The sequence below is a fragment of the Rhodococcus sp. IEGM 1351 genome, from assembly GCF_030056875.1.
Lineage (GTDB): Bacteria > Actinomycetota > Actinomycetes > Mycobacteriales > Mycobacteriaceae > Rhodococcus_F > Rhodococcus_F opacus.
Map to the genome: position 1 here is coordinate 21,007 of NZ_JASHKU010000012.1, position 23,672 is coordinate 44,678.

At 67.1% G+C, this 23,672-nt stretch carries 21 protein-coding genes; 6 read left to right on the top strand and 15 right to left on the bottom strand.

Going from position 1 to position 23,672, the window contains the following annotated elements; translation table 11 throughout:
- Nucleotides 1–7 precede the first annotated feature (7 nt).
- Complete coding sequence (locus QM806_RS21265; RefSeq protein WP_043793604.1) at nt 8–892, top strand: LLM class flavin-dependent oxidoreductase; 885 nt, start codon at nt 8–10, stop codon at nt 890–892.
- Nucleotides 893–935: 43 nt separating this feature from the next.
- On the opposite strand, the gene QM806_RS21270 is transcribed toward QM806_RS21265, so the two are convergent.
- The 15 genes from QM806_RS21270 to QM806_RS21340 form a co-directional block, all read right to left on the bottom strand.
- Nucleotides 936–1,970: a proline racemase family protein gene (locus QM806_RS21270; protein WP_054246083.1), complete on the bottom strand. Its 1,035-nt coding sequence runs from the start codon at nt 1,968–1,970 to the stop codon at nt 936–938.
- A 180-nt stretch (nt 1,971–2,150) separates the two neighbouring features.
- Entirely contained in the window at nt 2,151–3,047 is an 897-nt protein-coding gene (locus QM806_RS21275; RefSeq protein ID WP_005254427.1) for a dihydrodipicolinate synthase family protein, read from the bottom strand.
- Nucleotides 3,048–3,228: 181 nt separating this feature from the next.
- A complete protein-coding gene (locus QM806_RS21280; RefSeq protein ID WP_283292747.1) occupies nt 3,229–4,569 on the bottom strand; it encodes an MFS transporter in 1,341 nt (446 codons plus the stop codon).
- Nucleotides 4,570–4,649: 80 nt separating this feature from the next.
- Entirely contained in the window at nt 4,650–5,984 is a 1,335-nt protein-coding gene (locus tag QM806_RS21285; RefSeq protein WP_167115032.1) for an NAD(P)/FAD-dependent oxidoreductase, read from the bottom strand.
- A complete protein-coding gene (locus QM806_RS21290; protein WP_283292750.1) occupies nt 5,981–7,420 on the bottom strand; it encodes an NAD(P)/FAD-dependent oxidoreductase in 1,440 nt (479 codons plus the stop codon). Before QM806_RS21290 ends, QM806_RS21285 begins: the two co-directional genes overlap by 4 nt.
- Nucleotides 7,417–8,844: an FGGY family carbohydrate kinase gene (locus QM806_RS21295; protein WP_283292752.1), complete on the bottom strand. Its 1,428-nt coding sequence runs from the start codon at nt 8,842–8,844 to the stop codon at nt 7,417–7,419. The genes QM806_RS21290 and QM806_RS21295 overlap by 4 nt, the downstream gene beginning before the upstream one ends.
- 36 nt (nt 8,845–8,880) lie before the next feature.
- Entirely contained in the window at nt 8,881–9,138 is a 258-nt protein-coding gene (locus tag QM806_RS21300; protein WP_167115024.1) for a hypothetical protein, read from the bottom strand.
- Nucleotides 9,135–10,574, bottom strand: coding sequence for an aldehyde dehydrogenase family protein (locus QM806_RS21305; protein WP_054246090.1), 1,440 nt, complete (start codon nt 10,572–10,574; stop codon nt 9,135–9,137). The genes QM806_RS21300 and QM806_RS21305 overlap by 4 nt, the downstream gene beginning before the upstream one ends.
- A gap of 44 nt (nt 10,575–10,618) precedes the next feature.
- Nucleotides 10,619–12,082 carry an APC family permease gene (locus QM806_RS21310; RefSeq protein ID WP_005566862.1) on the bottom strand — a complete coding sequence of 488 codons (1,464 nt, stop codon included), beginning with the start codon at nt 12,080–12,082 and terminating at the stop codon, nt 10,619–10,621.
- 199 nt (nt 12,083–12,281) lie between these two features.
- Nucleotides 12,282–12,944 carry a 3'-5' exonuclease gene (locus QM806_RS21315; protein WP_052023980.1) on the bottom strand — a complete coding sequence of 221 codons (663 nt, stop codon included), beginning with the start codon at nt 12,942–12,944 and terminating at the stop codon, nt 12,282–12,284.
- Nucleotides 12,923–14,743 (bottom strand): putative nucleotidyltransferase substrate binding domain-containing protein, encoded by a 1,821-nt coding sequence (locus tag QM806_RS21320; RefSeq protein WP_283292757.1) that lies wholly within the window; start codon nt 14,741–14,743, stop codon nt 12,923–12,925. The genes QM806_RS21315 and QM806_RS21320 overlap by 22 nt, the downstream gene beginning before the upstream one ends.
- The gene (locus QM806_RS21325; protein WP_005566868.1) at nt 14,736–15,521 is read right to left on the bottom strand and encodes a GntR family transcriptional regulator; all 786 of its coding nucleotides are present in this window, start codon (nt 15,519–15,521) and stop codon (nt 14,736–14,738) included. Before QM806_RS21325 ends, QM806_RS21320 begins: the two co-directional genes overlap by 8 nt.
- A gap of 60 nt (nt 15,522–15,581) precedes the next feature.
- Nucleotides 15,582–16,091, bottom strand: a complete 510-nt coding sequence (locus QM806_RS21330; RefSeq protein WP_054246092.1) for a hypothetical protein — start codon at nt 16,089–16,091, stop codon at nt 15,582–15,584.
- Nucleotides 16,088–17,725: a GMC family oxidoreductase gene (locus tag QM806_RS21335; RefSeq protein WP_283292759.1), complete on the bottom strand. Its 1,638-nt coding sequence runs from the start codon at nt 17,723–17,725 to the stop codon at nt 16,088–16,090. The genes QM806_RS21330 and QM806_RS21335 overlap by 4 nt, the downstream gene beginning before the upstream one ends.
- Before the next feature lie 125 nt (nt 17,726–17,850).
- On the bottom strand, nt 17,851–18,609 hold the full coding sequence (locus tag QM806_RS21340; RefSeq protein WP_005572101.1) for an SDR family NAD(P)-dependent oxidoreductase: 759 nt from the start codon (nt 18,607–18,609) through the stop codon (nt 17,851–17,853).
- Nucleotides 18,610–18,862: 253 nt separating this feature from the next.
- Here QM806_RS21340 and QM806_RS21345 point away from each other — a divergent pair, with 253 nt between their 5' ends.
- The 5 genes from QM806_RS21345 to QM806_RS21365 all read left to right on the top strand — a co-directional run bounded on the left by QM806_RS21345 (nt 18,863) and on the right by QM806_RS21365 (nt 23,613).
- Nucleotides 18,863–19,381: an RbsD/FucU domain-containing protein gene (locus QM806_RS21345; RefSeq protein ID WP_283292761.1), complete on the top strand. Its 519-nt coding sequence runs from the start codon at nt 18,863–18,865 to the stop codon at nt 19,379–19,381.
- Nucleotide 19,382: 1 nt separating this feature from the next.
- A complete protein-coding gene (locus QM806_RS21350) occupies nt 19,383–20,171 on the top strand; it encodes an alpha/beta fold hydrolase (protein WP_005254451.1) in 789 nt (262 codons plus the stop codon).
- A 46-nt stretch (nt 20,172–20,217) separates the two neighbouring features.
- Nucleotides 20,218–20,598, top strand: a complete 381-nt coding sequence (locus tag QM806_RS21355) for a DUF1937 family protein (RefSeq protein ID WP_283292764.1) — start codon at nt 20,218–20,220, stop codon at nt 20,596–20,598.
- Nucleotides 20,599–20,696: 98 nt separating this feature from the next.
- The gene (gene treS / locus QM806_RS21360; protein ID WP_005254454.1) at nt 20,697–22,898 is read left to right on the top strand and encodes a maltose alpha-D-glucosyltransferase; all 2,202 of its coding nucleotides are present in this window, start codon (nt 20,697–20,699) and stop codon (nt 22,896–22,898) included.
- Nucleotides 22,899–22,959: 61 nt separating this feature from the next.
- Nucleotides 22,960–23,613, top strand: coding sequence for a hypothetical protein (locus QM806_RS21365; RefSeq protein ID WP_054246095.1), 654 nt, complete (start codon nt 22,960–22,962; stop codon nt 23,611–23,613).
- Nucleotides 23,614–23,672 lie beyond the last annotated feature (59 nt).

Below are 23,672 nucleotides of genomic sequence, written 5' to 3' on the forward strand. Positions count from 1 at the left end.
TGGATCGATGACGACTGCGGTGCCGCGACTGGGCGTGACGTTCATCCCGACGATCGAACCCGAGAGGTTGAAGGACTTCGCGCGGATTGCCGAGGACAGTGGCCTCGACGAGATCTGGTTGTGGGAGGACTGTTTCAAGGAGAGCGGCGTGGCTTCGGCGGCCGCGGCACTCGCGTGGACGGAGCGAATCCACGTCGGCGTCGGGTTGATGCCCGTCCCGCTGCGCAACGTCGCGCTCACCGCGATGGAGATCGCCACGCTCGCTCGGTTGTTTCCCGGTCGAGTGATTGCGGGCATCGGACACGGTGTGCAGGGATGGATGGAGCAGGTGGGTGCGCGGGCGGCGTCACCGATGACCCTCCTCGAGGAGTACACGGTGGCGCTCCGGGCACTGCTGGACGGCGAGTCGGTGAGCACACAGGGACGGTACGTTCGGCTCGATCGTGTGAGACTCGACTGGCCTCCCACCGAGCGGGTTCCGCTGATGCTGGGCGGCGAAGGTCCCAAGTCGGTCCGGCTGGCGGCGCGTCTGGGTGACGGCAACCTCCTCGCGTCCGCGGTCGGCGACGACGACATCCGCAGGACCCGCGACCTGATCGTCGAGGAGATCGGCGACGAACGGGCGTCGTCGCATCGCATGGTCGTCCCGAAGATCGCCGCCACCGGCGAGGGTGCGCGGCAACGGGTGGACGCGGAACTGGCGCGGTGGGAGAAGCCGGCCGACACGGGAATCGGGGTCGCGGGTGACGCGAGCACCGTCGCCGAAGAGGTGCGAAGGCTTGCCCGCCTGGGCGCGACGTCGGTGGCCTTCGCGCCGACCGAGGACGAACCGGATCTGCTGGGCTTCGTCGAGTTCCTCGGCCGCGCCGTCAAACCCCTGCTCCCCACGTGAGTGGCAAAGAGTGCCAGGGCACACTTTCCCACTCACGTGCGGGTCAGTTGCCGGTCGGCCAGGTGTCGGACAGGGTGTAGCCGGTCGGGAACGGGTCGGCGGGGTCGAGTCCGACCTGGCTGAGTTCGGTGATGTACGCCTGGCCGCTCACGCGGGGAACCACGGCGTCGTACGTTCCGACCTTCGTCAGTCTGTCGATCCGGCTCTCGAAGCGACTGCCGATCACCGATTCGTGCACGAACTTCTCCCCGACCTCGATGAGGCCCTTCGCCTTCAGCACCGCCAGTCGAGCGGACGTGCCGGTGCCGCAGGGCGAGCGGTCGAGCCGGCCGGGGGAGACCACCACGGCATTCCGGGCGGTCAGCACCCCGTCGGTGCGGGAGAGCGGTCCGACGAATTCGGTCTGGGTGATTCCGGCGAACTCGGGATTGGTCGGGTGCACGGCGGGGATCTGCTCGGCGGCGGCGGTCTTGAGCTTCTGTCCGAGGTCGCAGATGTCGCGTGCCTCGTCGGGTTGCAGCTTCAATCCGAGTTGGTCGGCGTCGGCGAGGACGTAGGCCATGCCGCCCCACGCGACGTCGACGGTGAGGGTGCCGTAGCCGTCGAGTTCGAGCGGCACCCCGACCTCGTAGGCGAACGCGGGCTGGTTCTCGAACTCGACGCTCGTCACCTTGCCGTTCTCGCAGGTGCAGCGAATGCGGATGAGTCCGGCGGGTGCTTCCAGCACGATGTCGGTGATCGGTTCGACCATGGGAATCATGCCGGTCTCGAGCAGTGCGGTGACGACACACATGGTGTTGCTCCCCGACATGGCCGGGTACTCCGTGGACTCGGCGATGACGTAGCCCATCTGGGCCTCGGGATCCGTCGCCGGGACGACGAAGTTGACGCACTGGGTCACCGAGCCCCGCGGCTCGTGGAGCAGTAGCTGCCGGAGGTCGTCGCGGTGCTCACGGAAGTGCTTCATCTTGTCGAAGACCGTGGCGCCGGGGACGTCGCCGATTCCGCCGGTGACGACGTTGTTGATCTCGCCCCCGACGTGACACTTGACTACGTTGACTACTCGACTCCAGCGCACGATCTTCCTCCGTGTGTTCGTCTGCGTTGCGGTGCCCGGTTCCACCCTGCCAGGGGTGAACTTCTCTTCGCCTGCCGGCGAGAGGCGAGGCCGGCAGCAGGGGTGACTGCTGCCGGCCTCTGCGCACGTGTCGGGGAAGGGTCACTCCGTGATGAACGCGCGCGGTCTTCTTGGCGGTGACTAGCGGGCGTAGGTGAGGCCGGTCTCGGCGATGAGCTTGGTGAGCTCTTCCTTCTTGTCCGCGGGCAGCTCACCGTACGGTGCGCGGGGCACTCCGAGGTCCACGCCGACGGCCTGCGCGGCGGCCTTGGTGGCCACGGCGTAACCCTCCTTGCCGAGGAAGTCGAGGACGTTCCACAGCCGCTTGAAGATTTCGAGGGCCTCGGTGTACTTGCCGGCCTTGGCGAGTTCGTAGATCGCGACGCACTCCTTGGGCGCGAAGTTGGGCGCACCCCAGATGGAGCCGGCGGCACCGGCGGAGAAGGCGGGCAGCACGATCGTGTCCCAGCCGACGAAGGTGTCGATGGCGTCGCCGAGGTTGAAGATGAGGTCGAAGGCCTGCTCGATCGATCCGGACGTGTCCTTGATGTACTTGACGGCGTCCGTGCGTTCCAGCAGTTCCCGGTAGAACGGTCGGTCGAGGTTCATCCCCGTGACACCCGGCAGGTTGTACGCGATCACCGGGATGTTCGCCGCTTCGCCGACGGTGGCGAAGTACTCGATGACCTCGTGGCGCGTGGGGGCCTCGTAGAAGGGCTGCACCAGCAGGACGGCGTCGGCGCCCGCGTCGGCCGCGTGCCGGGACAGTTCGATGGCCTCCGCGGTGCGGGTGGAGCCGGTCTGCGGTGCTACGGGCACGCGGCCGGCGGCCTGGTCGATGACGACCGTGTTGACGAACTTGCGCTCGTCGAGCGTGAGAGCTGCGAACTCTCCGGTGCTGCCGCCGGGGACCAGGCCGTGCAGTCCGTTCTCGATCAGGAAGTCGACGTGGTTGCGCAGTGCGCCCTCGTCGACGGAGCCGTCCTGGGCGAAGGGAGTGGAGACGGCGGCGAGGATGCCACCCAGCTTCTTGGTCATGTCGTGTCCTTGTTCGGTGGTGGTGGTCGATGCCCGTTGTGGGGTCCTCGACTGGTGAACTTCCGGGAACTGCTCTGGCCTTTCGACAATTGTCAGATTGCCGATTGTCGACAAGGGAACGATCTTAAATCTAAGGTCGATCCGCGGTGGTGTCAAGGGATCGGCCGGGGTTCTTCGGCCGCTATTCGCCGACGGTGATGGGATCGCGGCGGAGCGGCTCCGCCGCCACCCTCGCATCGACTTTCCGGCCTGCGGTTTCGTGCAGCGTCGCCGCCGCCACAATGGCCATCACGCCCGTCACGATCAGAATGACCGACGGTGACAACGGACTGCCGGTTGTGGCGATCAGATAGGTCGCGACGTACGGTGCGGTGCCGCCGAAGACTGCGACCGAGATGTTGAATCCGATCGAGAATCCTGCGTACCGAACACGACTCGGGAAGATCTCCACCATCGCTGCGCCCGACGCGGACATGAACATGGCGAGGCAGATCCCCATCGCGGCGTGCGCGACGACGATTGCGGGGACATTCCCCGTCGCGAACACCATGAACGCGGGATAGACGATCAGCGTGCTCGAGACGGCGCCGAGGATGATCACGGGTTTGCGACCGTAGCGGTCGGAGAAGCGGGCGAACACGAAGATGGCGACCGCCGCCGAGCACAGGCAGGTGACCGTCGACGCGGAGGCCAGACCGAACGAGAATCCCACCTCCGACTGCAGATACGTCTCCATGTAGACGAAGATGAAGTAGAAAGCCGCGGCCTGCAGTGCAATACAACCGACCACCTGCAGGATCTGCCGGCGACTGGTCGCGAGGGCGTCCTTGACCGGGGACTCGCTGACTTCGCCCGAGGCCTGAAGTCGTTCGAATTCCGCTGTGTCGCTCAGCTTCAGGCGTATGTAGAGCCCGACCAGTCCGAGCGGTCCCGCGATGAGGAAGGGGATGCGCCAGCCCCACTCGAACATCGCCGCCTCGCTCAGTGCGGCGTTGAGGCCCAGGATGAGGACCGAGGCCGCCGCGTTGGCGAGGTAACTCGAGCAGTGCCAGAAGCTGACGGTGCGCGCCCGCCGGCCGCGTTTCGCGGATTCGACGAGGAACGTCGCCGCACCGCCGGGTTCGCCGCCGGCGGCGAAACCCTGAATGATCCGCAGTGTCACGAGCAGCGCCGGGGCTGCGAGGCCGATGGTGGCGTATCCCGGCAGCAGGCCGACCGCGAACGTCGACAGCGACATCAGGATGATCACCGTCGCAAGGATCTTCTTGCGGCCGACCTTGTCTCCGAGCCGGCCGAAGACGAAGCCGCCGATCGGGTTCATCAGGAACGCGACTCCGAACGCGGCGAACGTCGCCAGCAGACTCGTCGCCGGGTTCTCGGAGGGGAAGAAGATCCTGCCGAGCAGGACGGCGAGGAACCCGTATGCGGCGAAGTCGAACCAGGTGATGAAGTTTCCGATCGCGGCGGCCGTGATGGCCCGCCGCATCTCGGGACCGTGCAAACCGCCCTGTACTTCCGTCATGTGTCTTCCGATCGATCGAAGTTTATGTCGACAATCTGTCTGTGGGGTAGTGCTGAACGAGAGTGGGTGTCGGGGTGTGCTCAGTTGCAGCGGGAGGGAATGAATTCCCCGACCGCGTTGCGCGTGGTTCCCACACGAGGTGCGTTGGCCAGTCCGACGGTCACGGGCCCCAGTGCCGGGTCGACGGCGTCCATGATCGACCACGGCACCCGGAAGACCCGTCCCGGTGAGGCGGCCCAGGGCAGCAGCGTGGTCGCGACGACGTGACCCCGCTGCGAGACGGTCACCTTCGGGAACCGGACCAGCTGATCGGTCCACAGCAGCAGGCGCTGTCGTGGTGGTGCCGGGTCACCCGCCCGGAGCACTCCGGGGGAAACCCAGCGGAACGGTGGGGCCGCGAGGATGCGCACGGCGGTCGCACCCGGATCGATCGCTTCGCCGGCGTCGAGGAACGCGGCCACCCGGTCTGCGACGAACGTGCCGTCGAGGGCAGCGATGTCGGCGGTGTCGACCGGGTGCAGGACGTTGCCCGCGGCGAAGACGCCCGGCCGGCTGGTGCGCAGAGCGGTGTCGACCAGCGGTCCCTTCGTTCCGGGGTCGATGGCGATACCCGCCGTGCGCGCGAGTTCGTGATCCGGGATCCAGTCGCCGGTGAAGACGACCGTGTCGCATTCGACGATCTCGCGTGCGCCGGTGTCGAGATTCTCGATCTCGACCGCCTCCAGATTCCCGCGACCGATGATCCGCACGACGCGGGTGCGGGTGGCGATCGGGAGCCGGAACAACGCCTTACCGGGAATGGTGAAGGCGGCGTAGGACTCCGGCGACGGGTACTGCGTCGTCATGAGCACGGTCCTGCATCCGGCGTGCTTCAGCGTCGTGACCGCCGACCAGCTCACGAGTTCGCCGCCGACGACCACCGCACGTGTTCCGACACGTCCGTGGTGCAGGTGCACGATGTTCTGCAGCTGTCCGGTGGTGTAGACCCCGGACGGTCTGTCGCCGGGAATCATGCGGGCCGGACGGGCACGCTCGCGGGCACCGGTGGCCAGGACGAGCGCCCTGGACTCGATGCGGAGGAGACCCGCGGGTGAGGTGACGTCGAGCGCGCCGTCGGGATGCACCGCCGTCACCATCGCATTCGGCATGATGTCGGCGCCCGCGGACTTCGCCTCCCGCACCAGGCGTTCGGCGTAGGCGGGGCCGCCGATGAACGTGTGCATGTCGCGGATGCCATAGCCGGGGTGATCGCAATGCCGCGGGATCCCACCCGCGCGGCTTTCGCGGTCCAGGACGAGAGCCTGGCGCCCGTGGACCTTTCCGAGTTGCGTGGCCGCGGCCAACCCGGCGGGACCCGCGCCGACGATGGCGACATCGGCGGTCACCACGGTGCGTGAGGTGTCGGGAGCGCTCATCGGACGGCTTCCTTCCGGGTCTCGGTCGCTTCGGGCGAACCGGCGGGGCATCGGTGTGCATCGACGAGCGAGCCGACCTCGGCGCCGCAGAAGAAGCCCTGGCACCGGCCGTTCATCGCCCGGGTGCGGCGACGGAGCCCGTCGAGTCCGGCCGGGGGGATCAGCGACTGGTACGCGTCGCGGATCTCACCCGCCGTGACGCGCTCGCAGAAGCAGACGACCCTGCCGTATTCACTGTCACGCGCGATGAGTTCGGCGTCCTGATACGGGCGAGTGAATGCTTCGCCGATGTTCGGCATCCGGGGTGGTGGTGGCAATTCGGTGCGTGCGCCGTCGAGAACGCCTGCCTTGGTGAGCAGTTCGCCGACGTACTCGGCCACCGCCATACCGGACGTCAGTCCGGTCGAGCGGATTCCGCCGACCAGAACGTAGCGCTGATCGTGGTCGACCTCGACGAGGTAGTCACCGTAGTCGATGGCGGCACGGAGTCCGGCGTACGTGGCGGTGACCTCCTCCTCGAGCAGGCGCGGCATCAGCGTGCCGCCCTTGCCCAGCAGGAACTCGAAGCCGGCCTCCGACGTCGCCGTCGCGGAACGGTCGGTGAGGTCTTCCGCAGTGGGCCCGAGCATCACGTTGCCGTAGATCGTCGGGCTGACCAGAACACCCTTGCCGCGCGATGTCGGGACGGGGAGCACGATTTTGTCGATCAACGGCCGCGCGAGCTTGTCGTAGACGAGCAGTTCGCCGCGCCGCGGGGTGACGTGGAATCGGTCGTAGCCGAATTCCTGGTCGATGTAGTCGGCTCCCAACCCGGCGGCGTTGATCACCCACCGCGCGCTGATGTCGCCGCTCGACGTGTGCAGGATCGTCCGCTCGGGCAGGGCGGTCACCGACTCGGCGCGGGTCCGCGTCCGCAGTGTCACCCCGCGGGCGACGGCGTCGGTGGCCAGCGCGAGGTTGGTGGTCCAGGTGCAGATGATCGACTCGTCGGGGACGGTGAGCCCGCCGAGCGCGCCGTCACCGAGCGCGGGCACGAGACGATAGACCTCGTCGGCGTCGATGATGTCGCAGTGGGTGTAGCCGTTGTCGGCTGCCTTGTCGCGCAGGCCCGGCAGTGCGGCCAGTTCCTCGTCGTTCCACGCGACGAGGATGGCGCCCGACCGTTCGACGGGAATCCCGGTCTGCTGCGCGTATTCGGAGAGCAGCGTGTAGCCGCGGCTCACCATGCGGGATTCGAGCGTGCCCGGCTTCGCGTCGTATCCGGTGTGCAGGATCGCCGTGTTCGCCTTGCTCGTCCCGTCGCCCACGTCGTCCCGCGCCTCGACGAGTGCCACGGTGTGGTGGTATCCGGCCAGCTCCCGCGCGATCGCCGAGCCGACGATGCCCGCACCGAGCACGACGAAATCGTAGTCGGGGGGCGGAGGGGTGTCAGTCATCGCTTCTCCTGTGGCAGCGCCGCTCGTGCGGCCGCCCGCCAGTGGTGTCGGAATTCTGCCGCGCGGTCGACCGACCACCGCGGCTCGTAGGTGGTCGCCGGTTCCCAGTCGGCTACCGCGTCCTGCAGGGACAGGTCGGGGTTCAGTGACAATCTGGCGCAGGCCGCCGCTCCGAGAGCGGTGGCGTGGGACGACGGATAGACGTCGAGGGGGATCTGGGTCAGATCGGCCGTGGCTTGCATGAGGCGGCGGGACCGAGTGAGTCCGCCGTCCACCCGCAGCCGGGTGAGGGGAGCGCCCAGGTCGCCTTCGACGGCAGACACCAGCTCTGCCGTCTGCGCCGCCAGCCCCTCGAGGACGGCGGCCACCAACTGGGACCGGTCGGTGGACAACGTCATCCCGGAGAACGACGCCGTCGCGTCCGGCCGCCACCAGGGCGCGGCGAGACCGGCCAGCGCGGGCACGAAATACGTTCCACCGGAATCGTGCGCGGCCACACTGTCGAGGTCGCGCACCGACTCGATCAAGCCGAGGTCCTGGATCCACCGGATGGCGGAGGCGGCGGTGTAGGCCTGGCCGTCGACGCAGTACGACGTCTTCCCGCGCACGTTCCACGCGACGCACGACGCCAACCCGGCTGCCGAGCGGACCGGGAGCGTGCCGGTATTGGCCAGCAGGAACGCCCCGGTGCCGAACGTGCACTTGGCGGTGCCCGCGTCGAAGCACCGCTCCGCCAGGAGAGCCGCCTGCTGGTCGACGACGAGACCGCCCACGGCAGCGCCGGATCCGAAGACATCCGTGGTTCCCACGACGACGTCGTTGGCGACGATGGCAGGCATCCGCTCGGCGGAGAGCTCGAACAGATCGAGAAGCTGCGGATCCCACGCGACCGTGTCGAGGTCGGTGAGCAGCGAGCGGCTGGCGGTGGCGGAATCCGTGACGAATTCCCCGGTCAGGTAGTGCACGATCCACGTGTCCGTCGTGGTGACCACGCCCGATGCGGTGGCGTGCTGCCGTAACCACTGCATCTTCGGCGCCGAGAAATACGGATCGAGCACGAGGCCCGTCCGCTGTTCGACCCACGACTTGGACTCGGACTTGTCGCAGCACAGCTGGTCCGACCGGCGGTCCTGCCACACCACGGCCTGGCTGAGCGGGCGGCCGGTGACCGGGTCCCACACCAGGACGGTCTCACCCTGGTTGGCGAGGGACACGGCGGACACGGGAATACCCGCTTGCGCGACCGCGCTCCGTCCCGCTTCGAGGACCGAGCCCAGCAGTTCCATCGGGTCCTGCTCCACGCCGCCCGCGGCGAGATATGCCGGACGGACGGCTGTTTCGGCGATCGCGAGGACGTCGCCGTCCTCGGAGACGACGACAGCCTTCGTGCCGGACGTGCCCTGGTCGATGGCAAGGACTGTCACGCGCGCTTCCTTTCGAATCGGATGGGTGGACCAGATCTAGTCGGTCCGAGTGTGAAAATCGAACTCGTATCTCGCGGTCGTGTCGTCGACCCGCCACACGTCGACGTTGCCGTCCCACTGCGTCACCAACCAGCACTCGCGCCCGCGCGACGGCACGACCATGGTGGCGTGCGCCCAGGGCGACGCCGTACCGCTGCGCAGGTCGATCCGCCGGATGGCTCGTCCGACCGCGTCTTCCGGCTCTGCCGGCTCCCACGTCCTCCACGCGGTGTCGTGGCGGCTCGGCGCCGTCACGACAGGCTCACGATGACGTGCTTGACCCGGGTGAATTCCTCGAGTCCGGCCGCGCCGCCCTCTTTGCCGTAGCCCGAGCCCTTGAAGCCGCCGAGCGGTCCTTCCGGGCCGACCGCCATGTGGTTGTTGACCCACACGACCCCGGACTCGATCGCGTTGACGTTCCGCAGCGCTCGGCCGATGTCGCGGGTCCAGACCGACGCGGCGAGTCCCTGCTCGACCGCATTGGCCTTCTCCAGGGCGTCCGCCTCGTCCGTGAACGTCTGGACCGTCGCCACCGGTCCGAAGACCTCTTCCTGCACCAGCTGATCGTCCTGCTGCAGACCGTCGATGAGGGTGGCCTCGTAGAAGTAGCCGGGACCGTCGACGATCCTGCCGCCGGTCACGACCCGTGCGTGGTCCGGCCTGCCGTCGACGAGCTCTGCCACGCGGGCGCGCTGGCCCTCCGAGATGAGAGGTCCGAGAACCGTAGAACTGTCGGCAGCATCACCGATCCGGGCCGCGCTCAGTCTTTCGGCGAGCGCCGCGACGAACGTGTCGTGGATGGTCTCGCTCACCAGCAGCCGGGTTGCCGACATGCACTCCTGGCCGGCGTTGAACAGGATGCCGTTGGTGATGATCGGGAGTGCTGCCTCGAGGTCGACGTCGTCGTAGACGACGACGGGAGCGTTCCCGCCCAGTTCGAGCACCAGCCGTTTGGGCGTGGCACCCGCAGCCTCGGCGATCCGCTGTCCGGCGGACGTCGAGCCGGTGAAGGAGACGAGGTTGACGTCGGGGTGACGAACGAGAGCGTCCCCGACCACACTGCCCTTGCCGTGCACGACATTGAGGACACCCGCGGGCAGCAGCTGTTGCGCGAGCTCCGCGAACCGGGTGGTGGCCAGCGGGGTCAGCTCGGCCGGCTTGACGACCACGGTGTTGCCGGCGACCAGTGCGGGGGCCAGCTTCCAGACCGCTTGCCAGAGAGGGAAATTCCACGGCGTGATTCCGAGGACGACGCCCAGGGGTTCGCGCCGGACGAAGCTGGTGTTGCCGGCGGTGAATTCGCCGGCGGCCTGCGCGGACAACGCCCGGCCCGCGCCGGCGAAGTGCCGGAACGCCGCGACGATGCCCGGAAGTTCGTCACCCTTCGCCGCCGTCGTCGGCTTGCCGGCGTCGAGGGTCTCGAGGTCGGCGAGTTCGTCCAGGTTCGCCTCGAGGAGGTTGGCGAGGTCGTGCAGAATCTGCGAGCGCTCGCCGGGTGTCTTCGCGGCCCAGGCGGGGAAGGCTGCGCGGGCCGCATCGACGGCGCGATAGCCGTCCTCGACGGTCGATTCCTGGAGTTCGGCGACGACCTCGCCGGTGGACGGGTTGCGGACCTGTCGCACCTGCTCGGAGGATCCGGCCACGGCCTTGCCGTCGATGATGTTGGTGACGGAACGAAGCGTGGATGACATGAAGTTCCTTTCGAATGTGGGTCGGTTGTCGGGCAAGTGGGCTGTCAGAGGTGTCCGGCCTGGGTGTCGATGGACTTACCGCGCCTGCTCTTGGGGATCAGCATGTAGATGACGGCGCCCGACGCGATGACCAGCAGCATGCCGAGGCCGACATGGGTGGGGTCGGAGTAGATCAGGAGCGCGCAGAGCACGACCGACCAGGCGATGGCCAGGATGAAGATGACCGGGCTGACGATGCCGTAGTGCCACGGATGGGATGGCAACTTGCGCTTGATCAGTCCGTAGAAGCCGACCACGACCACGACACCGTAGGCCATTCCCCAGGCGAGTGCCGTCATCGCTGCGAGCACGGACAGCAGCGAGGACCACAGTGCGAACACCACGGAGATCGCGAAGATCGTGAGGGTCGCGTTGATCGGGATCCGCTGGGCACTGACCTTGCGCAGCCAGGAGGCCGCGGGGATCTGGCCGTCGCGTGCCTGCGACCACAGGACGCGAATGCCGGTGAGCTGCAGCATGACCAGGGCGGCGAACAGGGCGACGATCGCGACGGCTTCGAAGATGTTCGCGAACGCGGTGCCGACCGCGGTGTCGAGGATCAGTTTGACCGGGGTGGTGCTCTCCATGACCGCCGGGAGGTCCTGGATGGCGAGCATGATCAACGCGACCATGAAGATGCCGACGACGTAGGAGGAGACGTTGGCCATCACCGATGCCATCGGCGCCTTCCGGGCGGCGTCCTTGGTCTCCTCGGAGGCGTTTCCGGTCGCGTCGAACGACGAGATCGCGTATGCGGGAAGGATCATCGCGAGAAGGAAGGGGACGAACCAGTTGCCGCCGGTGGTCGTTCCGCCGGACTCGCTCAGGAACGACAGCGGCTGGGTCGGATGCTTCACGATCAGCAGCACGGCTACCAGTGCGACGACGCAGAGTACTTCCGCCACCACGCCGATGTTGTTGAGCACGGCAGCGACCTTGACTCCGGCGATATTGATGACGGTGCCGAGCACGATCAGGCCGAGCGCCCACGGGAGGGCGTCGGTGTTGTCCTCGAACGTGACGCCGAACCAGCCGGCGACGAAGGGGGCGATGCTCACGGCGACGGTGGTGACCGCGACGGTGTGTGCGATCAGCAGCCACCATCCGGTTTGCCAGGCCAGCCACGGCTTCCCGGTGATCCGCCCGGTGATCTGGTACACGCCGCCGGCCAGTGGGTAGGCCGAGACGAGCTGCGCGACCGCGAGTCCCACGGTGAACACCTGCAGGCCGCCGCCGACGAGGAACGACCAGAACGACGCGGGCCCGAAGAACCCGAAGCCGACGATCAGGGTCGTGAAGATTCCGGAGGCGATCGCGATCGAGGTGAACTGGACTCCGAAGGCGGAGAACAGCCCCAGCGTTCGGTTGAGCTCCTGCTTGTAGCCGAGCTTCTCCAAATAGGCGGAATCGGTGTCCGCTCCGGAATCGAGGAGCGGGCGATCGGGCTCGGTGGGCGGTTGAGTGGACACCGGGGGCTCTTCCGGGGTTATGGCCATCGTGACCTCGCTGGTCTCTGTCGCGGGTATCTCGGCGGGGGATGTGCCGAGACGAGGTTCGGTTGTCGTGGAAGAAGGCGAAAGGTTGCATCGCGCTTGTTCTACTGTCGACAATCTACCATAAATCGGTGTGACCTCAATCACCAGTTGTTTCGGCTGGATTACCTTTGCGTCAACCGCGCCCGAGGCGACGGTCGCCGGCACTCAGATCCACGAGGGAGCGCGCGGTGTCGTGCCCGAGGCGCTCGAGCCGGGACGCCAGGGCGAGGAACACCTGTGCCGTGGTGACGGCGTCGCCCAGTGCGTGGTGGGGATCGACGACGGGCAGGCCGAGCGTGTCGGCCAGCCATTCCAGGTTCGGCTCGCACCGATGCTGTCGCGGCGCCACGCCGACAGCACGGGCGAGGGCAGCGGTGTCCACGACCGTCGGCCGGAACTTCAGCCCGCTGTCGCGAAAGGCGCGGGAGAGGAAGGCCGTCTCGACCCACGCCGCGTGCGCGACGAGGACACGGTCGGTGAGGAGATGTCGCAGGACGCCGACGGCCTCGCTCAACGGTGGGGCATCGGCGACGTCCGCCTCCCGGAGAGTGTGGACGGCCACGGCCTCCGGGCGAATGTCGCACTCGGGGTGGACCAGTCCGTAGACACTCTCCGCCATGACGATGCGACCGTGCCGGACCACGACGGCCCCGTAGGACACGATGGTGTCCCGCACGAGATCCAGTCCGGTGGTCTCCAGATCGACGACCGCGAACTCGGCATCGCGCCACGGGCACGACACAGTGTCGAGGCGGCGGAACCTCCGGTGTGCCCTCATGGAAGGCGCGCCACCCATTCGCTTTCCAGCCGGTTCTGGACCTCGGCCACCGCGCGGAACGATTCACGCAGATACCGGCGGGTGAGCGTGTCCAGTTGGTTGGGCGCGACCCACGTCGTCGCGACCGTGCTGCCCTTGATGGCCTCGATCTCGCGGCCCAGAATCAATCCGTACACGTACTCGAACGCGCGCACCAGCGTCTCGGTTTCGTCCGCGGTGAGCAGAGCGGCGGTCTCGCCGCGCCGCAACCGGGTGAGGGTGGAGCCGCGATCGTCCCCGGTGACCACGGCGATCCACCGGCCCAGGGACGCGATCGGCACGAGTCCGCCCGCCTTGAGGTCGAGGTTGCCGCGGTTGGCGCCGGAGTGCTCGACGACGAAGTTGCGCACGAACCCGACCGGAGGTCGCCGGGACGTGGTGAAACGCAGCAGAGCCGACAGATACTCGCGGCTGCGGGTGGTCGCGAGCATGGCGTCGGACACCGAACGTCCGAGCGACATCCCGCTGACGGGTCTGCTGTCGGCGATCATCGACGACAGCAGCAGAGCGTTCTTCTGGGTGGGATTCGTGATCCACGACGTCGCGGCGGCGACCGCGTCGGTGCGGGAGCGCGCGAACAGCGGGTTGGTCGCGTTGGCGCCGTCGGCGCAGCGGGGCAGGCCGCAGCGTTCCATGTTGTCCAGGACGCGCCCGGCCCAGTTCTGCAACTTCCGGGCGGGGGAGTCCGTCCCGGGCAGGTCTTCCCAGACCAGGCCGGTGTCGACGTCCGACTTGGGGAGCGGCTCGCGGCGGGCCACCGACCCGAGAAGCAGCCAGGACGTCCGGTGGGGAACGTGGTCGGCGCCGACGTCGGTCAGCTCGACGAGCCGCCTGATGATCGCGTCGATCACCGCGGACATCAGTCCCGCGACGTGCATGACGGACGCGCCGGTGTCGTACAACTCGACCCAGGTTCCGGGCAGCAGAGCCGCCGCGGCCGCCAGGTCCTCCACCGTGGTCGCGTCGTCGATGGCACGGCGGACGACGAGGGGATTGCGCACTTCGGCCGACGCGAGGTCGACGACACGGAGAATCCCCACCGGTCTGTCACCGGTGCCGGTCACGACCAGGTGGTGCACTCCCGACTCGACCATCGTCAGGAACGCGTCGCCCACGAGCGTCTCGGCGGGGACGGACCGGGCGGGGAACGAGGCGATGACCGAGGCCGGGCTGTGCGCGTCGACGTGCCCGTCGGCGAACGCCCGCCGGAAGTCGTTGTCGGTGACGATGCCGATCGCGCCGCCCCGGTCCATCAGCGCGTACGACTGGCCGGCCTCGGTGATCACGGACGCGGCCTCGCCCACGGTCGCATCGGCGGGGCACCAGACGACAGGGCGCATCTGATGCCGGGCCGCCCGCAACGCCTGATCGACCAAACCGGAGCGGGCCAACCGTTCCCGCGTGACGAGGGTGCCGTAGTGCCCGAACTGGAGTCGCTGCGGGTGCCGCAGCACCGGCCGCGGGTCCGGAAAGCGGTAGCAGAGTGTGTCTTCGGAGGCGCGGATCGCGAGAGGCGGAGGCAAACCGGACAGCACCGAGATCTGCCCGAACGTTTCGCCGGGGCCGAGAAGATCGACGACCCGGCCGCGGTCGATCACCTCGACCTCCCCGGTGCGGACTACGAAGAAATGATCGAGTGGGGCCGCGCCTGCCTCGACGATTTGTGCGCCGGCGGCGAAGTACTCGACCTCCACCGTCCGAGCCAGGGCCTCGAGGTCGGCGGAGTCCAGCTCGTCGTAGGGCGGCTGACGGCCGAGAAAATCGACGTACTCACGCATTCGACGGTTGAGAACCGTCGATTGGAGCGGTTGCGGCCGGGGCGGCGTCGGTCGAACCGTGGACGTGCCGGTCGATCTCGCGGGTGATCGCCTCGAGGTCGCCGGTATCGATGATGGTGAGCAGGCGCTCGTGTTCGGCGGCGACGTCGTGGAGATCGGGGAACGACTGGTGATCCGCCGAGAGGAACAACTGGAGCTGGGATTCCCAGCTGCGCCACAGGTCCAGTAAGAGGCCGTGCTCGGACAGTTCGTAGATCACCCGATGGAAGCTCATGTGCGCGTCGATGGTCCGGGTCAGGTCACCGTCGTCGGCGCCCCGGGCCATGTCCTGGAGGGTCCGGACGATCTTGGTCCGGCCTGCCCCCGACAGGCGTGGCAGTGCCAACTCGATCGCGTAGGGCTCGAGCCGTTTGCGCAGGCTGGCGATCTCGGCCATCCCTTTCGCGCTGACCTCGGCGACGAACGCACCCTTGTACGCGATCTTCACCACGAGGCCTTCGTCGGCGAGGATGCTCAGCGCCTCCCGCAGCGGCGCCCGGCTCACGCCCAGGTCGGCGGCGATGTGTGCCTCGCGGAGCTGACTGCCGGGGGCCAGGGTGCCGTCGAGGATCGCCGTGCGCAGGACGCCCGCGACCGTGCCCGGCGTGGTGCGCTGATGGATCCGCCCGAGGGAGATGTCGCCGTCCTCGCGCCGACCCACAGTCGATCCCGGTGGACGATTCGGTGACAGAGTCATCGGGTTGTCCTTTCTGATGGTGGTTGATTCGACGTTGACCACGCCGGGAGCCTCTTGTCGACAATAGATCACCAGTGCGGAGCGGGGGAGCGTCCGAGCCGGCTACTCGCCGTTCGCGGACACGTAGAAGTGGCCCCGTTCGAGCACCGGATCGAGTATCCCGGTTTCCAGTTCGTTGGCCGCGTCCTCGAATCCGGCGGCGTCCCGGTGCTGCCCGGGGTACCCGATCAGCGCTTTGACCTGGGGGGTCATGAAGTAGGCACCGGCGAGGATCGAGGACAGCGGATCGAACGTGAACTTGTCTTCGGCCCACATCCGCTCGAGCTCCGCGCGCAGGTCGTCACCGTGCAGACCGGCTGCCTGGTCGACCGCGGAGAGGACCGCGTCGAAGACATCGGCCCGGGCGGCCAGCGCCAGATTCAGGTAGCGGAGGTACTCGTCGGCCTCGCTGGCGGCGGGATTCTCACCGGACGCGGGGATCAGACAGTCCGCGATCCGCAGCAGCGTGGTCAGTTCGGAGTCCGTGAGCGGCCGCGGCGGTGCCGTGTGCCTGCCCGGTACCGACAGCCGCCGTTTCGGCGCCGACTGCAGGTCGAGGGATGTGGTGCTCATTCCGATGCCTTCCGTGCGTTGACGTCTTCGACGACCTTCTTGCCCACCCGCAGGGCGAGCGCGCTGATCGTGCAGGTGGGGTTGGCGGAGCCGGACGTGACGAAGATGCTGCCGTCCGCGATGTAGAGGTTGTCGACATCGTGGGCCCGGCCGTGCGAATCGACCACGGACGTCGCCGGGTCGTCGCCCATCCGGGCCGTTCCGAGGAGGTGCCCTGGCTGGTCGACCCACAATTCCTGCGTGAAGATCTGCTTCGCGCCCGCAGCCTCGTGGAGTTCGACCATGCGGTCGACGGTGTACTTCAGGATCTTGCGGGTGTTCTCGCTGACGCGGTACTCGACCTTCGGTGCCGGCAGGCCGTCGGCATCGAACTCCTCGGTGGAGAGGGTGACCCGGTTGTGTTCCTCGGGCAGATCCTCCACGTTGGCCGCCCACAGGATTCCGTTGGACGCCGCGCGCGCGACATCGTGGATGGCCGGTCCCCACAGGTCGTCGAAATCGAGTTGCCGGTGGGTCTCGATCGTGTTCAGCGGTCCCGGAGTCGGGAGGGCGTGCAGCTTGGCGCCGCGGACGAATCCGCGGGAGGTGTCCGTGTCGTAGAACTGCATGGAGTGAATGAGCTGCCCGGCCGGCCCGCGCCAGCTCTCGAGGTTGTCCTCGTAGTACCCGATGGCGGTGCAGTTGGGATGCAGCATGAGGTTCCGGCCCACCTGGCCCGAGGAATTCGCCAGGCCGTCCGGATGCCTCTCGTCGGCCGACAGCAGCAGGAGTCGCGGTGTTCCGATGCCGTTCGCGCAGACGATCACTGCCCGGGCCGGCTGGAAATGGACGGCGCCGGTGCGGTCCACCCATTCGGCGCCTGCCGCGCGGCCGTCGTCGCCGGTGACGATCCGGCGGACACGCGCACCGGTCTCCACGCGGGCGCCGGCCTGCTGCGCCTGCGGCATGTAGATCAAGTCGAACGAGGCCTTCGCGCCCTGCGGACAGCCCCATTCGCAGACGCCCCAGCGACCGCACTGCTCGAGTGTCTTGTTCTTCTGGCTGGGAATCGCGTTGGTGCCCGGCCACCAGTGCCAGCCCAGCTTGTTCGCGGCTTCGGCCGCCTTCATGCCGGGCTTGCCCAACGGGTGTGGCGGCAACGGGTATTCGAGACCCTCGGGGTAGGCGGTGTCGCCGTCGAGTCCGGAGACGCCCATGAATTCGTCGACCTCGTCGTGGTACGGCTTGAGGTCGTCGTAACTGATCGGCCAGTCGTCGGCGACGCCGTCGAGCGTCTTGACCCGGAAGTCCGAGGGCAGCAACCGTGGCCATTCGGCGCCGTAGAAGATGGAACTTCCCCCGACGGCGTTGAACATCACGGGCCACATGTCGGATTCCGTCACGTCGACCGGGTAGTCGGACGGCAGGGCACGGACATTCGGATCGTGCGCCCAGTCGTGCTGGATGAGCAGTTCCCACTCGGGGTGGTTGGCGGGGAAGTCGCTGGGGTTGACCCAGTCACCCTGCTCGAGGCAGAGGGTGCTCAGTCCCGCCGTGGCAGCAGTGTGCGTGACCACCGCGCCGGACGGACCCGCGCCGATCACCAACACGTCGACAACGTCGTGCTGGGTGACATCGGAGTAAGTGGAAGTCATCGGGGTCGACCTCATTTCGTCTAATTGTCGACATTGCATCAATGGTGATGGGAGTCACGTCGGCTGTCAAATGGGATTGCGGTGGGAGCCCGAGGCGGCAGGGCTCCCACCGCAAGAGTGGGTGATCAGGCCCCGGCGAGAACGCCGCCGTCGACGACGAATGCCGTTCCGGTGATGGCGGTGGAGTGGTCCGACAGCAGGAAGGCGACGGAGTGTGCGATCTCGAGGGGAAGGATGGCGCGGCCGATCGGCTGGAAGTCGGGGAGCCCGGCCTCGAGTTCCTCGCGGCCGCCGAGTGCCGTGTAGTGCGGCACGTTCAGCGGGGTGTCGACGAAGCCCGGGCAGAGGGTGTTGGCGCGGACGCCCTGCGCGCCGAAGTCCAGGGCGATGGCCTTGGTCAACGTGAGCACGGCGCCCTTGCTCGCCGTGTACGTCGTCAGCAGTTTCTCGGCGCCGATCGAGTTGATGGAACCGAAGTTGACGATCGACCCGCCGCCCACCTTCAGCAGCTCGGGAATCGCGTACTTCGACCCCAGGAACACGCCCTTCACATTGACGTCGAACGTCTTCTGGAAGTCCTCGACCGACGCATCCAGAATGGTGCCGGGCTTCAGGATGCCGGCATTGTTGACGATGCCGTCGAGCTTGCCGAACCTCGCCACCGTGAAGTCGACAAGGTCCTTGACTTGCTCTTCTTCGGTGACATCGACGACGCGGCCGATCAGGCGATCGTCGTCGACCTTCAGCTGGGGAAGGCTGGACTCGGAGTGCACGGTGGCGACCACCTGTGCCCCCTCGTCGTGGAGATGCAACGCCGTGGCGAGGCCGATTCCTCCGCCTGCGCCCGTAACGATGACTGTCTTACCCTGCAGCAGCTGGCCCATGGTGTTCTCCCTCGAGGGTCATGTGGATGTGGAAGCGCGTAGACGCGGAAGCGATTGACTCTTTGTCGACAATCGACCAGGCAAGTGTGCTCCCTCTCCGGACGATCGGTCAAGCGTTGGATCTGGATTCGTCCAGCGCTTGACCTCCGGGGCGGGAGCGTCTTAGATTTCTAGTCGATTGTCGACCAGAGCACATTCTGTGCCCGGTGCGCTGCGTCGCACACCTCACGCACTCGATCGAAGGACGAATCCCATGGCACCAAGAACCCGATTGCTGCACGAACGCCTGGCCGCCGTCGTGAGCCAGCTCCGGCACGGCGAGATGATCTACGTCGCGGACGCGGGAAGCGGCACGTCTTCGGCGAGCCTCGTTCCACTGTCGCCGCAGGTCGAGACGATCGATCTCGGCATCGCACCGGGATTGCCTTCGGTCGGGGATCTGCTGTCGGTGCTGTGCGAGGTGGGGGATTTCGAAGCAGCCATCGTCACCGAGGACATGGTGACCGCCAACCCCGAAGCCCGGAAGTTCGTCTCGGCACTGGTAGGGGAGGAAAACGTCCACGAACTGCGGTACCTACCCGAGTTCTACAAGCTCCGCGACCGGGTGAAGGTCTTCGTCCAGACCGGCGACTACTCGGTGCACGGCAACGTCGTTCTCGTCGCGGGCTACCCGAGCCCGCCGATTCCGCTGAACTGGCTCACGTCCCCGACCTGGTTCGAGGACCTGCCGACCGCACCGCCGTCGACCGATCCGGGAAGTCCGGAGATCTGACATGCCCTTCTTCGACGGTGTCAGGAACAAGGTCTACTACCGGCATTGGGAAGCTTCGCAACCCTGGGCACGGATCCTGCTCCTGCACGGATTCGGTGAACACTCCGGTCACTATCACCGGCTCGCGGGGCAGCTGAACTCGGCCGGTCTGGACGTGTGGGCGCCCGATCACCTCGGTCACGGTCACACCGGCGGACCGGCAGGGTTCTTCCCCTCGGTGGACGAACTCGCCTCCAATGCAGGAGTTCTCGTCGACATCATGGCCGGCGACGGGCCCGACCTGCCGGTGGTCGTCCTGGGCCACTCGCTCGGCGCACTGACCGGCGCCCTCCTCTCGGTTCGCACACCGTCCCTGCGCACCGGATTGATCATGACGGGAGCGCCCCTGTGGGGTCTGCCGCGTGAGGCGCAGGGCCGGACGGACCTCGTCATGGCGAAGGACCGGTCGTACCTCGACGCACTCGAGAACGATCCGCTCGGCTTCGACACGGCTCCCGCCGAACCGAACCTCTGGCAGGCGCTTACCGTGGCCGGAGGAAAAGTGCGGGCGTGTCTGCCCGCGGTGACCATGCCGATCCTGTTGGTCAACGGCGAATTCGACGCCTTCGCAACGCCCGACCGCGCCGCCGAATTCGCGCGAGAACTGCAGCACGGACAGAGCGTCGTCATCCCCGGCGGCTACCACGACATTCCGAACGACGTCGCCCACCGGGCGGTCGCGTCGCTGATGATCGAGGCGCTCTCGGGATGGTGCCGGACCGTGCATCCACTCCCGGCGGGTTCTCGATGAGCACACCCTGTACCGGGGCCTCCGCCCCACGAATCACGAGGAACCCATGAGGAAGATCTTTCTGGCCTGCCCCTACAGCCATGCCGATCCGGCGGTGACACACGAGCGGTTTCTCGCCAGCAACGAAGTAGCGGGATACATCGTCGAATCCGGCCATGCGGTGTTCAGTCAGGTGTCGATGTCTCATCCCGTCAACCTGACTTTCACCGGAAAGGACAACACAGCGATCGGCAGGATGTGGGGGCCCGTCGACCGGGTGTTCATGGACGCGATGGAGGAGCTGATCATCCTCGACCTCCCCGGATGGGATCAGAGTTCCGGCATCCGACGCGAGATCGAGTTCTTCGAGAGCCGGGACAGGCGGGTGAGCCTGTGGTCCGAGGCCTCCGCCGAGTTCGTCGCACCCGAACGTTCCGCGCTCCGCTGACAGTCATCCAACTCCGCATGCCAGGCGGTCGTTTCCGTGGGACGGTGGACGGGTAGCCGACCGGTGCGGCGGAGCAGACGAGATGACGACGGAGGACCATGAACCCCGAGATCCATCACGAGCCCAGCGAGATCAGCTACGACGAGCAGTTCTACCCGGCGCGCCCGCGGCCGTTGAAACCGTCGGTCCGCCGTGCGACCAGGGTCGATGCGCAGACGGGTGAGCCCGTGCCGGACAACCCGAATTATGTGGAGTGGCTGATCAATCAGTCGATCCTGCACGATGCGAAGTTGATCGCGGAGCAGCTGTCCGGCAAGGGCAGCATGTGGCAGAACCCGTATGCCGACCCGAATCCGCGCGCCGCGGTGGAGCGGGGATCGGTGTGGTTCACGGCGTACCCGATTTCGATCATCACGGCACCGGGCGCGAGTTTCCTGAGTTCGCTCGGCGACGAGTCCCTGTGGCAGGCGTTCTCCGAGATCGGGGTGACGGCCGTCCACACGGGGCCGGTGAAGCAGGCAGGCGGGATCAACGGATGGCGGGCCACGCCGTCGGTGGACGGCCATTTCGATCGCATCAGCATGCAGATCGACTCGGCCTTCGGGACCGAAGAGGAGTTCCGCAAGCTCTGCGTCGTCGCCGCAGCATACGACGGCATCGTCATCGACGACATCGTCCCCGGTCACACCGGCAAGGGCGCCGACTTCCGGCTCGCCGAGATGGCCTACGCCGACTACCCCGGCATCTATCACATGGTGGAGATCGAACAACAGGATTGGCACCTGCTTCCCCGCGTGCCGGAAGGCCGGGACTCGGTCAACATCGACGCCGACACCGAGGCGCAACTCGCCCGGGCCGGGTACATCATCGGTCAACTCCAGCGCGTCATCTTCTACGAACTCGGTGTCAAGGAAACCAACTGGAGTGTCACCCCCGTCGTGAAGGGGGTAGACGGCATCGAGCGCAGGTGGGTGTACCTGCACTATTTCAAGGCCGGGCAGCCCTCCATCAATTGGCTGGATCCGTCGTTCGCGGGCATGCGCCTCGTCATCGGGGACGCCTGCCACTCCATCGCGGACCTCGGTGCGGGCGCTCTTCGACTGGACGCCAACGGATTCCTCGGGGTCGAACGCCGGACCGAAGGACTGCCCGGCTGGTCGGAAGGGCATCCACTGTCGGAGGCGGCAAACCACCTCATCGCCAGCATCGTGCGGAAGATGGGGGGATTCACGTTCCAGGAACTGAACCTCACCATCGACGACATCAAGGCGATGGGCACCACCGGAGCCGACCTGTCCTACGACTTCATCAATCGCCCCGCCTACCATCACGCCCTCGTCATGGGGAACACCGAATTTCTCCGGCTCACCATGAACCTCGCCCGCGATCACGGTGTGGACGCCGCGTCGCTCGTCCATGCGCTGCAGAATCACGACGAGCTGACATTCGAGCTGGTCCACTTCGCGACGCTGCACAAGGACGACGAGTTCGCGTACGGCGGTGAGTCGGTCACAGGGTCCGATCTCGGTGATCGCATCCGTAAGGATCTGTGCGAGCGGCTCACCGGGCGCTGGGCCCCGTACAACCGCACGTTCACGACCAACGGGATCGCCTGCACGACCGCCAGCGTCATCACCGCTGCGCTCGGCATCCGCGACCTCGACAGGATGGATGCCGCCGACATCGACACGGTCAAGCAGGCGCATCTGCTCCTGGCGATGTTCAACGCGCTCCAGCCCGGTGTCTTCGCCCTGTCGGGCTGGGATCTGTGCGGGCTGCTTCCCGTGCCGTCCGAGGAGGTCGCCGACCTTCTCGCCGAAGGGGACACCCGCTGGATCAACCGCGGCGCGCACGACCTGATGGGGGTCAATCCCGAAGCGGCCCGGTCGGAGTCGGGCATCCCCCGGGGCACCAGCCTGTACGGGAGTCTGCCGGTGCAACTGCAGGATCCGGCGTCCTTCGCTCGCGGTCTCGCCCGCATCATCGACATCCGAAACCGGTTCGGCATCGCCACCGCGGTTCAGCTCGACGTGCCCACCGTGTCGCACAAGGGGCTGCTCGTCATGGTCCACGAACTGGCGGACTCGAGTCTCGAAGTCACGGTTCTCAACTTCACGTCCGAGGAGATCGCCGCGACCGTGCAGTCCCAGTTCCTGCCGGCCGGATCGCCTGCGGTCAACCTGTTCACCGACGAACAGATCGGCACCGTCGACGAACTCCACAGCTTCCCGATCTCCCTCGCGCCCTATGAGGGAGTTCCTGTCGTCGTGCGGCCGGGCAGGGCGGACGACGCGGGCTGAATCCGGGTACGATTCGGGCTCCCTGTTGCCCTGGAGCTCGACCTCGGCGAAGACTGATCTCATGGCCCGCACTCAGAGCGACGCCGAGTTCCACCAGCTACGGACTCCACGGGCCGCGGCCGTCGCCGGTGTCGTCTTCGGTGTCCTGTTCGCCTCCAGCATCGTTCTGCTGCGTAGCGCGCTGCCCGGCGCAGCCGCGACCCCGTGGTTACACCACCAGCGGCAGATCACGGCAGCCCTGATACTCGCACCCTTCGCGGGCATCGCGTTCCTGTGGTTCATCGGTGTCATCCGCGACCGGCTCGGGGACCTCGAAGACCGATTCTTCTCGACCGTCTTCCTCGGCAGTGGGTTGCTGTTTCTCGCCATGACGTTCGTGTCGACGGCAATCGCAGGCGGGCTCCTCGCCGTGTCCCGGCTCTCCGGCGTTCCGCAGAACGACCTCGTCTTCTTCGGGCGCGAAGTGATGTTGCATGTGAACAACGTCTATGGGGTTCGCATGGCCGGGGTGTTCATGATTTCGCTGGGAACCATCTGGCTGCGCACCGGACTGATGCCGCGATGGCTGGCTGTCAGCACCTACCTGCTGTCACTCACCCTGCTGGTGGTCGTGAGTTTCAGTCTCTGGGTGACGTTGGTCTTCCCGGCGTGGGTGATGGTGATCAGCGTGTACATCCTCGCCGTGGATCGACCGCCGTCGATCCCCCCGGACTGACGGCCGGTACTCGGACACGAGGTTCTCACCCGGTGCGGGTGATGTGTCGCGGGCGCACC